This window comes from Actinoplanes sp. L3-i22 (assembly GCF_019704555.1).
GTDB lineage: Bacteria > Actinomycetota > Actinomycetes > Mycobacteriales > Micromonosporaceae > Actinoplanes.
In genome coordinates this window covers 864,683-878,366 of record NZ_AP024745.1, presented here as the reverse complement: position 1 = coordinate 878,366, position 13,684 = coordinate 864,683, and the positions used below count along the sequence as shown (strand labels likewise).

The 13,684-nt window shown below is 70.1% G+C and carries 14 protein-coding genes; 8 read left to right on the top strand and 6 right to left on the bottom strand.

Annotated features, from left to right (window positions below; genetic code table 11):
- Positions 1-27: 27 nt before the first annotated feature.
- Positions 28-1,386: an amidase gene (locus L3i22_RS04135; RefSeq protein ID WP_221325673.1), complete on the bottom strand. Its 1,359-nt coding sequence runs from the start codon at positions 1,384-1,386 to the stop codon at positions 28-30.
- Between the two features lie 39 nt (positions 1,387-1,425).
- A complete protein-coding gene (locus tag L3i22_RS04130) occupies positions 1,426-2,577 on the bottom strand; it encodes a cystathionine gamma-synthase (protein WP_221325672.1) in 1,152 nt (383 codons plus the stop codon).
- A gap of 24 nt (positions 2,578-2,601) precedes the next feature.
- Here L3i22_RS04130 and L3i22_RS04125 point away from each other — a divergent pair, with 24 nt between their 5' ends.
- The 3 genes from L3i22_RS04125 to L3i22_RS04115 all read left to right on the top strand — a co-directional run bounded on the left by L3i22_RS04125 (position 2,602) and on the right by L3i22_RS04115 (position 4,638).
- Complete coding sequence (locus tag L3i22_RS04125; protein WP_221325671.1) at positions 2,602-3,048, top strand: HIT family protein; 447 nt, start codon at positions 2,602-2,604, stop codon at positions 3,046-3,048.
- Positions 3,049-3,050: 2 nt separating this feature from the next.
- Positions 3,051-3,746: a peptide-methionine (S)-S-oxide reductase MsrA gene (gene msrA / locus L3i22_RS04120; protein ID WP_221325670.1), complete on the top strand. Its 696-nt coding sequence runs from the start codon at positions 3,051-3,053 to the stop codon at positions 3,744-3,746.
- 517 nt (positions 3,747-4,263) lie between these two features.
- Positions 4,264-4,638, top strand: a complete 375-nt coding sequence (locus L3i22_RS04115) for a hypothetical protein (RefSeq protein ID WP_221325669.1) — start codon at positions 4,264-4,266, stop codon at positions 4,636-4,638.
- A gap of 79 nt (positions 4,639-4,717) precedes the next feature.
- Here L3i22_RS04115 and L3i22_RS04110 read toward each other — a convergent pair whose 3' ends face one another.
- Positions 4,718-4,888, bottom strand: a complete 171-nt coding sequence (locus L3i22_RS04110; RefSeq protein ID WP_221325668.1) for a hypothetical protein — start codon at positions 4,886-4,888, stop codon at positions 4,718-4,720.
- 94 nt (positions 4,889-4,982) lie between these two features.
- On the opposite strand from L3i22_RS04110, the gene L3i22_RS04105 reads away from it, so the two are divergent.
- The 4 genes from L3i22_RS04105 (at position 4,983) to L3i22_RS04090 (ending at position 9,537) form a co-directional block, all read left to right on the top strand.
- Complete coding sequence (locus L3i22_RS04105) at positions 4,983-6,410, top strand: CYTH and CHAD domain-containing protein (RefSeq protein WP_221325667.1); 1,428 nt, start codon at positions 4,983-4,985, stop codon at positions 6,408-6,410.
- A 3-nt stretch (positions 6,411-6,413) separates the two neighbouring features.
- Complete coding sequence (gene ppk2 / locus L3i22_RS04100; protein WP_221325666.1) at positions 6,414-7,376, top strand: polyphosphate kinase 2; 963 nt, start codon at positions 6,414-6,416, stop codon at positions 7,374-7,376.
- A gap of 274 nt (positions 7,377-7,650) precedes the next feature.
- Positions 7,651-8,544 carry a ribonuclease Z gene (locus L3i22_RS04095; protein ID WP_221325665.1) on the top strand — a complete coding sequence of 298 codons (894 nt, stop codon included), beginning with the start codon at positions 7,651-7,653 and terminating at the stop codon, positions 8,542-8,544.
- Between the two features lie 489 nt (positions 8,545-9,033).
- A complete protein-coding gene (locus L3i22_RS04090; RefSeq protein WP_221325664.1) occupies positions 9,034-9,537 on the top strand; it encodes a GNAT family N-acetyltransferase in 504 nt (167 codons plus the stop codon).
- 979 nt (positions 9,538-10,516) lie between these two features.
- Here L3i22_RS04090 and L3i22_RS04085 read toward each other — a convergent pair.
- A complete protein-coding gene (locus L3i22_RS04085; protein ID WP_221325663.1) occupies positions 10,517-10,798 on the bottom strand; it encodes a hypothetical protein in 282 nt (93 codons plus the stop codon).
- A gap of 138 nt (positions 10,799-10,936) precedes the next feature.
- Between L3i22_RS04085 and L3i22_RS04080 the strand changes: the two genes are divergently transcribed.
- On the top strand, positions 10,937-11,920 hold the full coding sequence (locus L3i22_RS04080; protein ID WP_255657935.1) for a S1C family serine protease: 984 nt from the start codon (positions 10,937-10,939) through the stop codon (positions 11,918-11,920).
- Positions 11,921-11,951: 31 nt separating this feature from the next.
- Here L3i22_RS04080 and L3i22_RS04075 read toward each other — a convergent pair whose 3' ends face one another.
- Together L3i22_RS04075 and L3i22_RS04070 are read right to left on the bottom strand one after the other, a co-directional pair.
- The gene (locus L3i22_RS04075) at positions 11,952-13,313 is read right to left on the bottom strand and encodes a cystathionine beta-synthase (protein WP_221325662.1); all 1,362 of its coding nucleotides are present in this window, start codon (positions 13,311-13,313) and stop codon (positions 11,952-11,954) included.
- Positions 13,314-13,316: 3 nt separating this feature from the next.
- A complete protein-coding gene (locus L3i22_RS04070) occupies positions 13,317-13,661 on the bottom strand; it encodes a YkvA family protein (protein WP_221325661.1) in 345 nt (114 codons plus the stop codon).
- Positions 13,662-13,684: the final 23 nt, after the last annotated feature.

The window sequence follows — 13,684 nt, the reverse complement described above, 5'->3', positions numbered from 1 at the left end:
ACCAATCGTGCCACCAATCAAAAACGGTCAGACGAGGGCGTGGCGCTGCCAGGGGTTCTGCATCTCGAACTGGCCGGCCAGGGAGAGCAGCAGCAGCTCCGAGTCGGGCGGGCCGACCAGCTGCACGGCCAGCGGCAGACCGTCCGGCCGGAAGCCGACCGGGACCACGATGGCCGGCAGACCGGCGAAGTTCCACGGCGCCTGGTACGGCGCGTACTTCGTGTTGGCCTGCATGTTCTGCACCCAGGACATCGACGAGAAGGAGAGCGCCGGCGGCGGTGCGGTGGCCAGCGCCGGGGTGAGCAGCACGTCGACGCCACGGTCGGCGAAGAACCGGATCGACCGCTCGCGCCAGGCCGCCCGCTGCGACTCGCGCACCAGCCCGGCCCGGGTGACCGCCCGGCCCAGCCGGATGTGCCGCTGGGTGCGCGGTTGCAAAGACCGAAGATCAAGACCTTCCGAGTTCTTGTACGCCCCGGCGAACCACGTGGCGAGCACACCGAGCGCCACCGAGGTCGGGTACTTCGGATCCGCCCCGACGGTGTCATGCCCCGCGTCGACCAGCAGCTTCGACGCCCGGGTGACCGCCGAGACGTTCGCCTCGTCGGGCTTGACCCCGGCCACCGGCGAGCGCAGCGACACCCCGACCCGCAGCCGGCCCGGCTCGACCAGCTTCACCGGGGTCTGCCCGGACAGCACGCTGAAGCCGAGCGCGGCGTCCGCCACCGTGGTGGTCAGCACGCCGTTCTCGACCAGGCCGAACCAGTCCTTGTCGCCGAAGTCGACCGGCACCACGCCGCGGCCCGGCTTGAGCCCGACCAGCCCGCAGCAGGCGGCCGGGATCCGGATCGAGCCCAGCCCGTCGTTGCCCTGCGCGATCGGGACCAGCCCGGCCGCGACCGCGGCGGCCGAGCCACCGGAGGAGCCGCCCGGCGTACGGTCGAGGTCCCAGGGGTTGCGGGCCGGCCCGTCCTCGTCGTCGGTGGTCGCCCAGAGACCCATCTCCGGCATCTTGGTGACGCCGACGACCACCGCGCCCGCCCCGCGCAGCCGGCGGACCACCTCGTGGTCCACCTCGGCCACCTCGCGGGTGCGGGCCGCCGCCGAGCCGTGCCAGGTGGGCAGGCCGGCGACCGCGGTGTTCTCCTTGACCGCCACCGGCACGCCGGCCAGCGGCAGGTTCGCCAGGTCGTCCTGCTCGTCGACCTTCTCCGCCTCGGTGAGCGCCTCACCGCCGCGGACCAGCCGGAACGCGCCCAGCGCCGGGTCCGAGATGGCGATCTGTTCGAGGTGGTCAGCCACGACCTGGGTGGCGTTGGTGTCACCACGCCGCACCGCCCGGGCGATCTGCTTCGCGGTGGCGCCCACCCAGGTCGTGCTTTCCATCGAGAATCTCCCGCGTTCTCCGGTGTGTGCGCAAGAACCCTAGCCGAGCGCCTGCTCCAGGTCAGCGAGCAGATCGTCAACGGTTTCGATGCCGACAGACAGTCGCACGAGATCGGCGGGAACTTCAAGCGCTGAGCCCGCAGCCGACAGATGTGTCATCTGGCCCGGGTGCTCGATCAGCGATTCGACTCCGCCCAGCGACTCGGCCAGCACGAAGAGCTTCGCCCGGTTGCAGATCTCGATCGCCTGCTCCGGCCCACCGGCCGCACGGAACGAGACCATCCCGCCGAAGCGGCTCATCTGCTTGGCGGCGGTCTCGTGACCCGGGTGGGTGTCCAGGCCCGGGTAGAGCACGCTCGCGACCTTCTTGTGCTCGCTCAGGTAGCCGACGATCCGCTCGGCGTTGTCACAGTGCCGGTCCATCCGTACACCCAAGGTCTTGATCCCCCGCAGGGTCAGCCACGCGTCGAACGGCCCGTTGACCGCGCCCATCGCGTTCTGGTGGAAGGCCAGCTCGTCGCCGAAGCCGGCGTCCGCCACCACCAGGCCGCCGCCGACCACGTCGGAGTGCCCACCCAGGTACTTGGTGGTGGAGTGGATCACCACGTCGGCGCCGAGCGCGAGCGGCTGCTGCAGGTACGGCGAGGCGAACGTGTTGTCGACCGCGAGCAGCGCGTCGTACTCGTGGGCCAGGCCGCCCAGCGCGGTGATGTCGGCGATGTTGAGCAGCGGGTTGGTCGGCGTCTCGGCCCAGATCATCCGGGTGTGGCCGGGGCGGAACGCGGCCCGCACCGCGTCCAGGTCGTCCAGCGGCGCGGCGGTCCAGTCCAGGCCCCAGCGCTCGGCGACCTTCGAGAAGAGGCGGTACGTGCCGCCGTACGCGTCGTTCGGGATGACCACGTGGTCGCCCGGCCGGCAGACCGTACGCAGGAGGGTGTCCTCGGCCGCGAGGCCGCTCGCGAAGGCCAGGCCGCGCCGGCCGCCCTCGATCGCCGCAAGGCATTCCTGCAGCGCGTCCCGGGTCGGATTGCCGGATCGGCTGTACTCGTAGCCGAGCCGCGGGGCGCCGACCGCGTCCTGCGCGTACGTACTGGTCTGGTAGATGGGCGGAACCACCGCGCCGGTGCGGGGGTCCGGGTCCTGCCCGGCATGGATCGCCAGGGTGTCGAACCCGTAGTCATCGGTCGTCATGTAGCGCAAGGCTAGTCTCACCTTGTGGCGGACTGCGTGTTCTGTGCGATCGTGGCGGGAACGGTCCCGGCTTTCGTCGTCGCCGATTCGCCGGACGGCCTGGCCTTCCTCGACACGCGGCCGGTCTTCAAAGGGCACGTCCTGGTCGTCCCGCGCCCGCACATCGTCCAGCTCACCGAGCTGCCTTCCAGCTTGCTAGCGGGATATTTCGGACTCGTCCAACGGGTGGCCGCAGCCGTTCCGGCGGCGCTCGGCGCGACCGGCACCTTCGTGGCGATGAACAACCTCGTCTCGCAGTCCGTGCCGCATCTGCACACCCACGTCGTCCCCCGCACCAAGGGCGACGGCCTGCGCGGATTCTTCTGGCCCCGCCGCAAGTACGACAGCGACGGCGAGGCCGCGGAGACCGCCGCCGCCATCGGTAAGGAATACCTCCGTCCCGGTGTTGCAGACACTGGACGAAGGGAGTGACCGTGTTCCTGCGGCACAAGAAGCTTGACCTGCCCACCGCCGAGACCGCCCGGCCGGGCCGATTGATCTCGATGCCGGTCGCCGATCGCCACGAGGTCCTCGGGACCCCGATGGTCGGCCCCTGGCCGGCCGGCTATCAGGTCGCCGTCTTCGGGATGGGCTGTTTCTGGGGCGTCGAGCGGATCTTCTGGCGGTTGCCGGGCGTCCACTCCACCTCCGCCGGGTACGCGGGTGGCTTCACCGCCAACCCGACGTACGAGGAGGTGTGCTCGGGCACGACCGGCCACAACGAGGTCGTGCAGGTCGTCTACGACCCGGCCAGGATCAGCTACGAGCGCCTGCTGAAGGAGTTCTGGGAGAACCACGACCCGACCCAGGGCATGCGCCAGGGCAACGACGTGGGCACCCAGTACCGGTCGGCGATCTACACCACCACCGAGGCGCAGGCCGAGACCGCGCGGGCGTCACTGGCGGCGTTCCAGCCGGTGGTGACGAAGGCCCGGCTCGGCGAGATCACCACCGAGATCCGGCCGCTCGGCGAGTACTACTACGCCGAGGACTACCACCAGCAGTACCTGGCCCCGACCAAGAACCCGAACGGCTACTGCAACCACGGCCCCAACGGCCTCTCCTGCCCGATCGGCGTCGGCACCCTGCCGGCCCAGACCGACATCGAGGTCCCGGGCCCCACACGCTGACGGGCACCCTCTCCCGAACGTGCGGCCCGGCTCCGGCCGGGCCGCCCGTCGTGGCGGACGATCTCGCCATGCTGAACGGCCGGACCAGCGGCGTCGACCCTGGCCCGACTCTGGCCCTCGCCCCGGCTGCCGCCGGAACTCCGCCGATCATGGGAAGAACGCTTTCCAGAACTCAGGCAGGCCGATTCAAGGGCGACCGGCCGAGCGGCGATGTGGATCTGATCGACGCCGTCCTGGACAACGGGCGCTACGGGCGATCAACTCCTGCGCCTGGCGGAGGCCGCCCTGTCCCCAACGGCCTGACGTGCCCCGTAGGCGTGGCCAAGAACGCCTGCCACCGCCGTCGGCCCGGTTCACCACTGCATCTCGGCACTGCTGACGGGCATCGGTCACATGCCTGGAGGGTTTGCGGGAAACCGCAAGTTCAGGTGCCGCATTCACGCCCACGGGGGTAAAAAATCGACATGTCCCGAAATCCCGCCCACACTCGAAAGTGCTACGACGCGGGAGGTGGATCATGTCAGCGAGCTCTACCAACGAGGCGCGGTATACCGGTTATCGCGACGATTCCGAGCGCTTCCGCAATGCCGACGAGCACGAGGCCTGGGCGGCGGCCGAGGTCATGATGGAACAAGCTCGGGCCATGATGCGCGAGGCCGAGAGCGCGCTCGAGCTCTGGAAGACCGGCAAGGAGATGAACCGGCTGCGCTGCGAGCGCCGGGGCATCAGCCAGACCGACGCGGAGATCCGCTGGTCAGCGACGACGACCGCGAAGAACGCGATCACCAACAACAATTTCTACGTCTCGCTGGCCAGCATGTATTACGGGGCCGCGGCGGCGAATTACGCACGGGCGCTGTACCTGCGCAACCGGGGCGCGACGCATCGGTGAGCGGTGCGGGGAAAACGACGTACCGGCAAGAAAAGCAGCGAATCGGAAGGCGCGGCCGCAGCCGCGCGGACCGCGAAACCTAGCGATCGGGGTTGGGCACGTCGTGCTCGGCGACCGGCGAGGCGGGCGGCCGCGGGGGCGCGGCCTGCGCCGAGCTCGCCGGTGCCGCGAGCGCCAGCCCCAGCACCGCACCGGCGCCGATCAGGCGGAGGCCCGCCAGCGAAACCTGGCGAAGATCCGACTTCTCCATGAACAACTCCTTAACCAGCGACGGAACACCACGATGCCAGGGCAACCTGAGGGATCGCTGTGTCAAAGGGGTCCGGGCAGGCACCATTGATCGGGTGGAGACCGCGACCGAGACCGAACGCAAATACGACGTACCCGAGACCTTCGAGCTTCCGGATCTGGCCGGCTGTGCGGGCATCGCCAAGGCCGACGGTGCCGAGATCCACGATCTCGACGCCACGTATTTCGACACCGACGACCTCCGGTTGATGAAAAACCGCCGGACGCTTCGGCGGCGATCCGGTGGCCACGACGCCGGCTGGCACCTGAAGACCCCCGCCGACGGCGACGGCCGCAAGGAGCACCGGATGTCCGGTGCGGGCGACCAGGTGCCCGACGAGCTACGGGCGCTGGTCCGCACGATCGTCCGCCGCCGTCCGCTGGAGCCGGTCGCCCGGTTGCGGACCCACCGGGTCGAGACCCCGCTGCGCGACAAGAAGGGCCGCACCCTGGCCCTGATCGCCCAGGACCAGGTCCGCGCCGAGTCCGGCAAGGAACGCAGCGCCTGGCAGGAGGTCGAGGTCGAGCTCGTCGACGGCGATCAACGGGTCCTCGACGCGGTCGAGAAGATCCTGCTGGCGGCCGGCGCGCGACCCGCCGAGGGCCCCTCCAAGGTCGCCCGCGCGCTCGCCGACCGCCTCAAGGAAAAACCCGGCAAAGACAAGATCAACCCCGTTTCCCGGTACGCCCGTGAGCAGCGCGACGCGATCATCGAGCACGATCCCGCCGCGCGCCTCGGCGAGGAGGAGTCGGTGCACAAGATGCGCGTCGCCACCCGGCGGCTGCGCAGCACCCTGAAGAGCTTCCGCCGCTGGTTCCCGGCCGAGCAGACCGCCACCCTCAGCGACGAGCTGCGCTGGCTGGCCGCGATGCTCGGCGCGGTCCGCGACCCGCAGGTGCTGGAGGGGAAGCTGCTGTCCGGCGTCGAGGAGTCCGGCCCCGAGTTCATCCCCACCGCGCAGCGGATCCGGACCGCGCTGGACCACCGGGCGGCGAAGGGCCGCGAGGAGCTGGCCGCCGCCCTCGAGTCGGACCGCTACCTCGACCTGCTGGACCGGATCGACACGCTGGTCGACCAGCCGCTGCCGGACGCCGGCGACCCGGCCGAGCGGGCCCGCAAGGTGCTCGACAAGGCCGACGGTCAGCTGGACACGGCGCTGGCCGACGGCGTCGACGAGGAGCTGCACGACGCCCGCAAGCGGTACAAGCAGGCGCGGTACGCCGTCGAGGTACTCGCGCCGGACGCCGGCAAGTCCGCCAAGCGGCTGGTGAAGGCGCTCACCAATCTGCAGGACGGCCTCGGCGCCCACCAGGACTCCAGCATCGCCAGGGAAACACTGCGTGAAATCGGGCCGGACAGTTTCCACTTCGGCGTTCTCTACGGTCGACAGGAAGCAGTGGGTAAGGAGACGCTCATCGCTGTCCCCGCACTGGTGCGGGCGTCCCGGCGTAAGAAGGTCCGTCGTTGGCTGGTGAAGGCGTGAGACATGAGCACTGAGGTCGAGCAGCAGTTCGATGAGTTCGCGGAGGCGGCCACCCACCCCTATGCGGGGCCGATCGCCGAACTGACCGGATATCGGGTAGTGGACGACGAGGACGACGATCCGCGGCTGCTGAAAGCCGACGGCAGCCCGGTGGACACCTGGCGGGAGGACTATCCGTACGACGAGCGGCTCTCCCGCCAGCAGTACGACCACCACAAGCGGCTGCTCCAGATCGAGCTGCTGAAGCTGCAGAACTGGTGCAAGGACACCGGCGAGCGGCTCGTGATCCTCTTCGAGGGGCGCGACGCGGCCGGCAAGGGCGGCACGATCAAACGCTTCATGGAGCACCTGAACCCGCGCGGCGCCTCCGTGGTCGCCCTGGAGAAGCCGAACCAGCGGGAGAGCACCCAGTGGTACTACCAGCGGTACATCAAGCACCTGCCGTCCGCCGGTGAGATCGTGCTCTTCGACCGGTCCTGGTACAACCGGGCCGGCGTCGAGCGGGTGATGGGCTTCTGCACCCGCCAGGAGTACCTGGAGTTCCTCCGGCAGACCCCCGAGCTGGAGCGGATGCTCACCCTCTCCGGGATCAACCTGATCAAGTTCTGGTTCTCGGTGACCCAGAAGGAACAGCACACCCGCTTCGCGATCCGGCAGGTCGACCCGGTCCGGCAGTGGAAGCTCTCCCCCATGGACCTCCAGTCCCTGGACAAGTGGGGCGACTACACCGAGGCGAAGGAGGCGATGTTCTTCTACACCGACACCGCCGACGCGCCGTGGACCGTGGTGAAGAGCAACGACAAGAAGCGCGCCCGCCTGGAGGCGATGCGGCACGTGCTGCACCAGTTCGACTACGCCGGCAAGGACGAGGAAGTGGTCGGCCGGCCCGATCCGCTGATCGTCGGCCCGGCCTCGCTCGTGGTCGAGACCACCGAATCCGGCCCGCACGTATTCCCGCGCCTCTAGTGATTCAAAACCGTTGGCGCGGGCGGCGGCGGATGGTTAACGTGGCCGTACACGTGAGAGGAGGTGGTCCGAAGTTGTATAGCATCGGGACTCGTGAGGTGGCTGTCCGCTAGCCGCTGTCCTTGACAGCTTCGTTTGAACGTCGAGACCGTGTGGCAGCGGCCGGCGAGTACCAGACAGCCACCCGACCCCCGGGGATCCGGCCTTGTCCGACCGGACCATGGTTTTCAATCATGGAAGTCCCCGGGGGTCGCTTAATTTCCGGGGATTCTCGATGCGTGAGCTCGTCGTGCTGGGCACCGCCAGCCAGGTGCCGACCAGGCATCGCAACCACAACGGTTACCTGCTCCGCTTCGACGACGAGGTGATCCTCTTCGACCCGGGCGAGGGGACCCAGCGCCAGCTGCTGCTCGCCGGCCTGCCGGTCACCCCGATCAAACGGATCTGCGTCACGCACTTCCACGGCGACCACAGCCTCGGCCTGCCCGGCATCCTCCAGCGCATCTCGCTGGACCGTGTGCCGCACCCGGTCTCGGTCCACTACCCGGCCGGTGGCCAGGAGTTCTACGACCGCCTCCGGCACGCCACCAGCTACTGGGACAACGCCGACATCGTGCCGTCGCCGGTCACCGCGGACTTCGTCGCGGAGACCTCCGCCGGGCGACTCACGGCCCTGCCACTGCGGCATTCCATCGAGACGTACGGGTATCGCCTCACCGAACCCGACACCCGCCGGATGCTCCCCGAACTCCTCACCGCCCACGGCATCAGCGGCCCCGCCGTCGGCGAACTCCAGCGCACCGGCCACTTCGGCCCGGTCACCCTCGAACAGGTCAGCGCCGCCCGCCCCGGCCAGAGCATGGCCTTCGTCATGGACACCGGCCTGTGCGACAACGTGTACGCGCTGGCACACGGGGTGGACATGCTGGTCATCGAGTCGACCTTCCTCGCCGAGGACGCCGGGATGGCCGCCCAGGTCGGGCATCTGACCGCCGGGCAGGCGGGGGCGGTCGCGCGGGAGTCGAAGGTGCGGAGCCTGGTGCTGACCCACTTCTCGCAGCGCTATCCGGACGCGTCCCGCTTCCTGGAGGAGGCCCGCAAGGAGTTCGACGGGCCGATCACCATCGCGGAAGACCTCCAGCGAATCCCGTTCCCCAGCCGGCACTGATCACCCCCGGGCATGTTGCCGGGCGGCCACCTCGCCCCGGAGCGCGCCACCAGCCGGCCGCCGGCGCGCCGCCAGCTCACCGCCTCGTCCTGGGGCCTGGGGCACGGCGCCGCCGGTCGGCGGGCACCGCGCGGGCTCACGGTGAGGCTGGCAATTCCCATGCGTTCTCCGAAACCGCTGCCGAGTCGACCTGATGACCGGCATGCTCGGCGGGCAGGCCGTCCCCCGGGCGCCCGACTTGCCAGCACTGATCCCGGCCGTCCCCACGCTGGTCACGGGTGTGCCGCGTGTGCCGCGCCACGCAGGCATCGCACCGTCTACGCAGGCCCCGCCCACCCAAGGGGGCAGGCCTCCTTCGGTCGTCCGGGGCGAGCCCCGGTTGCCGGCCATTGTCGCGAAAATCGGGGCGGTCCGGGGGACGGCCTGTGGATAACTCGCTGGTGTGGATAACTCCGGATCTTGTCGGTGGGCGGAGCTAGCCTCGGGCGCATGGTTGTACTGCTGCGCTCCGCGAACGAGACCGATCCGATCCATGTCGGTGCGCTGCACCAGCGTTCCCGGCTGGCGGCGTATTCCGAGTTTCTGCCCGCCGACGTCCTCGCGGCACGCAGCGCGGAGGCGTTCGGCGACTGGTGGGCCGAGCGGTTCCGATGGGAGCAGGACACCCACCGGATGACGGTCGCGGTGGACGGGGACGAGCTGGTCGGTTTCAGCTACATCGGGCCGAGCGAGACGCCGGGCGCGGCCGAGCTCTATGCGATCCACGTCGAGCCGTCCCGGCTCGGCACCGGGGTGGGTCGTGACCTGATGATCCGGGCTCTGGCCGACCTTCCGGCGATCGGCGGCGACCGCGCGGTCCTCTGGGTCCTGACCGAGAATCACACGGCCCGGGCGTTCTATGAGAGCGGCGGCTGGAAGCCCGACGGCGAGACCCGGACCGAACCGGTCAACGACATCCCGGTCCCTCAGCTTCGCTATGCCCATCCTTTGTAGAGACGAGGCCGATCGCAGCGGCCCACACCAGTCGCTTGTAGACCCAGCCGACCCGTCGAAGGCTTTGGGGGTGACCGCAACCAGCCACGGACATCGCCCTGGAGGGCTTTGCGCTTTGGACGCGCCAGCGGCCAGCAAAGACCGGAAGGGTCCCCGCGGGAGCGACGATCTGGACCACGGCGGACATAGGAAGGAAGAATTTGATCTTGATCTGAACAGACCACGAGCGGCGCGCGACCGAGGTGCGGCGACCGGCGCGGGGTTGCCGGGCGCGCGAAAGACGGCTCGGAGTTGCCGGGCGCGGCGGACCTGTGGAGGCGGCAGACGTGCGCCGACCACGGCGGCCGCCATGCGCCGACCACGGCGGCCGCCGTGCGCCGACCACGGCGGCCGACGTGCGGGTAGACCACGGAGGCTGCAGACGCGCAGTGGGGTGCTGCGGCTGACGTGCGCTGAGCGCGGGGCTGACGTGCGCTGAGCGCGGGGCTGGCGTGCGCTGAGCGCAGGGCTGGCGTGCGGCGGGGCGCGGCGGCATACCTGCGCTGGGCGTGGGGGCTGGCGTGCGGCGGCATACCTGCGCTGGGCGCGGGGGCTGGCGTGCGGCGGGGTGCGGCGGCAGACGTGCACTCGGCGCGGGGCTGACGTGCGGCGAGGTGTGGGGCAGACGTGCGGCGGGGTGCGGGGATGCTGGTTGGGCGGGAGCGCGCGACCGAGTGAATGCGGGGGAACCTGTGGTCACGCACTCCCGCCAACCGCCCCGCTCGAACCGGTGCGCCTGGCCGGAGGCGCGGATCAGCGGAGGCGTGCCGATCCGTGGGCCGGTTCTGAAGCGGGCTTGGGCGCGGGAATACCGGAGCGCTGGCGGGGCGCCCCGGCGTCACCGCCGGGAGACGTTCGCCGGGCCGGAAGCCGGAGCTTGCCGGGGTCCAGGGCTTGCCGGGGGACGGTCAAGCTCGTCGACGACGTCCGGGTCCGTGGGTCAGTCGTACCTCCGATAGTTCTGGGTCCGGCCGCGGTCGGTCATCGCGGCGGGCAGGCTGTTCAAGTCGTGGCGCAGGGTCCAGGCCTCGCGCCAGGGGCGGCGGGACACCGCGTCGGCGCGTTCGGCGAGGCGGCGGGCCGAGCACGGATAGTTCCATCCGCACCAGACGCAGTTGCCGTGCCGGTCGGCGGTCACATGCCGGCCGAGCATCACCTGCGCGTCCCGCCACAGCAGGCGATCCACGATCTCGCTGGGCGGCGCCTCTTCGACGTCGACCATCCCCTACCCCCTCGTCCTGGAGTGGCTCATAGCTCCGTCACGAGACATACAACCGCACCCACCACCTCCCTGGTCGGACTGAGTGTGCGATTGCGACGACTATCTGTAACCACCGATGTCCACTGTGCTCTCCGGGGGATGTTCGCCGTCGGCGGACGATCAACCGGCATCAACCTCGCCGCCCAGGTTGTTGACCTGGTCATGAACACCGATGAATCCGAGGCGCTCGATGCCTACAGCCGCATCGTGACCGGTGTCGCCAGTCGCCTGCTGCCCTCGGTGGCGGCCCTCTCGATGCGGGGCGGCGCCGGCTCCGCGGTCACCTTCACCGATGACGGTTTTCTGCTGACGAACGCGCACGTGGTGGCCGGCGCGACCACCGGCTCGGCGGCGTTCGCGGACGGCGTCGACACCCCGTTCGACGTGGTCGGCGCGGACGCGCTCTCCGACCTGGCCGTGGTCCGGGTGCATCATCCGGGCGCACCGGCCGCCCCGCTCGGCGACGCCGACGATCTGCGGATCGGGCAGCTCGTGGTGGCGCTGGGGAATCCGATGGGCCTGGCCGGGTCGGTCACCGCGGGCGTGGTGTCCGGGCTGGGCCGTTCACTGCCGGCCCGGGACGGCCGCCGGATCCGGGTGATCGACAACGTGATCCAGACCGACGCGGCGCTCAATCCCGGCAATTCCGGTGGCGCGCTCGCCGACTCGACCGGTCACGTCGTCGGCATCAACACCGCGGTCGCCGGGTACGGCCTGGGCCTCGCCGTCCCGATCAACGAGACCACCCGGTCGATCATCGGCGAGCTGGTCGCCACCGGCCGGGTCCGGCGGGCCTGGCTCGGGGTCGCCGGGATGCCCGCCCCGCTCCCGCCGAACCTGGCCGACCGGCTGGGGCAGAAGCAGGGCCTGCGGGTGGTCGAGGTGGTGCCGGGCAGCCCGGCCGGGCTGGCCGGGATCTACCTGGGTGACCTGCTGCTGACCGCGGGCGGCCGCCCGATCCAGTCGGTGCAGGCGCTGCAGCGGCTGATGCTGGGCCCGGCGATCGGGGTGGACCTGCCGATCACACTGTTGCGCCGGAACGCCCTGGTGGACGTGATGGCCCTCCCCACCGAGCTGCGGTAAGACCGAGCCGCGGTAGGGAGGGGCATCACGATCAGCTCAGGTGGGCCAGTAGGTCCTGGCGGGTGAGCACCCCGGCCGGCTTGCCGTCGACCAGGACCATCGCGGCGTCCGCCTTCTCCAGCAGCGCCACCGCCTCGGCGACCGGCTCGCCGCCACCGATCATCGGCAGGGACTCGCCCATGTGCCGCTCGATCGTGTCGTGCAGGTGGGCCTGGCCGGTGAAGAGCGCGTCCAGCAGCGCCTTCTCCGAGATGGAGCCGGCCACCTCGCCGGTGACGACGGGGGGCTCGGCCTTGAGGACCGGGAGCTGGCTGACGCCGTACTCCCGCATGTAGTCGATCGCGTCGCGGACGGTCTCGGTGGGGTGCAGGTGGACCAGGGGCGGGATCTCGGCCCCCTTGGCGGCCAGCGCGTCGGCGACGGTGGGCGCGTCGCCGGGGGTGCGCAGGAAGCCGTACCGGGCCATCCACTTGTCGTTGAAGATCTTGGAGAGGTAACCGCGGCCACCGTCCGGCAGCAGCACCACGATTACGTCGTCCGGGCCGGCCTTGCGGGCCACCTCGAGCGCCGCGACCACGGCCATCCCGCACGAGCCGCCGACCAGCAGGCCCTCCTCGCGGGCCAGGCGGCGGGTCATCTCGAACGAGTCCGAGTCGCTGACCTCGATGACCTCGTCGGTCACCGTGGTGTCGTACGCGGTCGGCCAGAAGTCCTCGCCGACGCCCTCCACCAGGTACGGCCGGCCGGTGCCCCCGGAGTAGACCGAGCCCTCCGGGTCCGCGCCGATCACGCGCACCGACCCGTTCTGCTCCTTGAGGTAGCGCCCGACACCGGTGATCGTCCCGCCGGTGCCGACCCCGGCCACGAAGTGGGTGATCTTGCCTGCGGTCTGTTCCCAGAGCTCCGGACCGGTCTGCTCGTAGTGCGAGCGCGGGTTCGCCGGGTTGCTGTACTGATCGGGCTTCCACGCGCCGGGGATGTCCCGGGTCAGCTGCGCGGAGACGTTGTAGTAGGAGCGCGGGTCCTCGGGGGCGACCGCGGTCGGGCAGACGACGACCTCGGCGCCGTACGCCCGAAGCACGTTCTGCTTGTCCTCGCTGACCTTGTCCGGGCAGACGAAGACGCACTTGTAGCCCCGCCGCTGCGCCACCAGAGCCAGGCCGACCCCGGTGTTTCCGCTGGTCGGCTCGACGATCGTGCCACCGGGTTTAAGCAGCCCCGCGGCCTCCGCGTCCTCGACCATTCGCAGGGCGATCCGGTCTTTCACCGAACCGCCGGGATTCATGTATTCGACCTTGGCCAGCACTGTGGCACTGATGCCGTCGGTCACGCTGTTCAGTCGAACCAGCGGGGTGTTGCCGATGATCTCGACCACGTTGTCGTAATAGCGCACGCTTCAGCGTACGACGGCGGGCTTCGCCATCTTCTCCCACTCCAGGAACCGCTCGGTCTCGCTGAGCACGGTCCCGGCCAGCCAGGTGACCATGACGGCGTCGTCGATCAAACCGAAGACCCAGAGAAACATCTCCGGTACGACGTCGATCGGCGAGATCACGTACGCCGTGGCGGCCGCCATCAGCGCGACCCGCATGCCGCCGTCGTACTGCCCCTTGGCGGTCGCCTTGAGCATTCTCGGGAGCGCCGAGAGCCGCGCGCTCAATGACGGCCCACCCCGGGCGCCGGACATCAGTGCCTTGCCGAGTGCGGTGAATGCCGCCGCACGTTTCAGAGTTTTGGCCATCTGTGTTCCCCTTTCCGCTACTC

Coding starts and splice junctions, on each gene's coding strand:
- L3i22_RS04090 (WP_221325664.1), top strand. CDS start 9,034: ATGGTTGTACTGCTGCGCTCCGCGAACGAGACCGATCCGATCCATGTC.
- L3i22_RS04135 (WP_221325673.1), bottom strand. CDS start 1,386: ATGGAAAGCACGACCTGGGTGGGCGCCACCGCGAAGCAGATCGCCCGG.
- L3i22_RS04110 (WP_221325668.1), bottom strand. CDS start 4,888: ATGGAGAAGTCGGATCTTCGCCAGGTTTCGCTGGCGGGCCTCCGCCTG.
- L3i22_RS04095 (WP_221325665.1), top strand. CDS start 7,651: ATGCGTGAGCTCGTCGTGCTGGGCACCGCCAGCCAGGTGCCGACCAGG.
- L3i22_RS04115 (WP_221325669.1), top strand. CDS start 4,264: ATGTCAGCGAGCTCTACCAACGAGGCGCGGTATACCGGTTATCGCGAC.
- L3i22_RS04130 (WP_221325672.1), bottom strand. CDS start 2,577: ATGACGACCGATGACTACGGGTTCGACACCCTGGCGATCCATGCCGGG.
- L3i22_RS04080 (WP_255657935.1), top strand. CDS start 10,937: ATGTTCGCCGTCGGCGGACGATCAACCGGCATCAACCTCGCCGCCCAG.
- L3i22_RS04070 (WP_221325661.1), bottom strand. CDS start 13,661: ATGGCCAAAACTCTGAAACGTGCGGCGGCATTCACCGCACTCGGCAAG.
- ppk2 (WP_221325666.1), top strand. CDS start 6,414: ATGAGCACTGAGGTCGAGCAGCAGTTCGATGAGTTCGCGGAGGCGGCC.
- L3i22_RS04085 (WP_221325663.1), bottom strand. CDS start 10,798: ATGGTCGACGTCGAAGAGGCGCCGCCCAGCGAGATCGTGGATCGCCTG.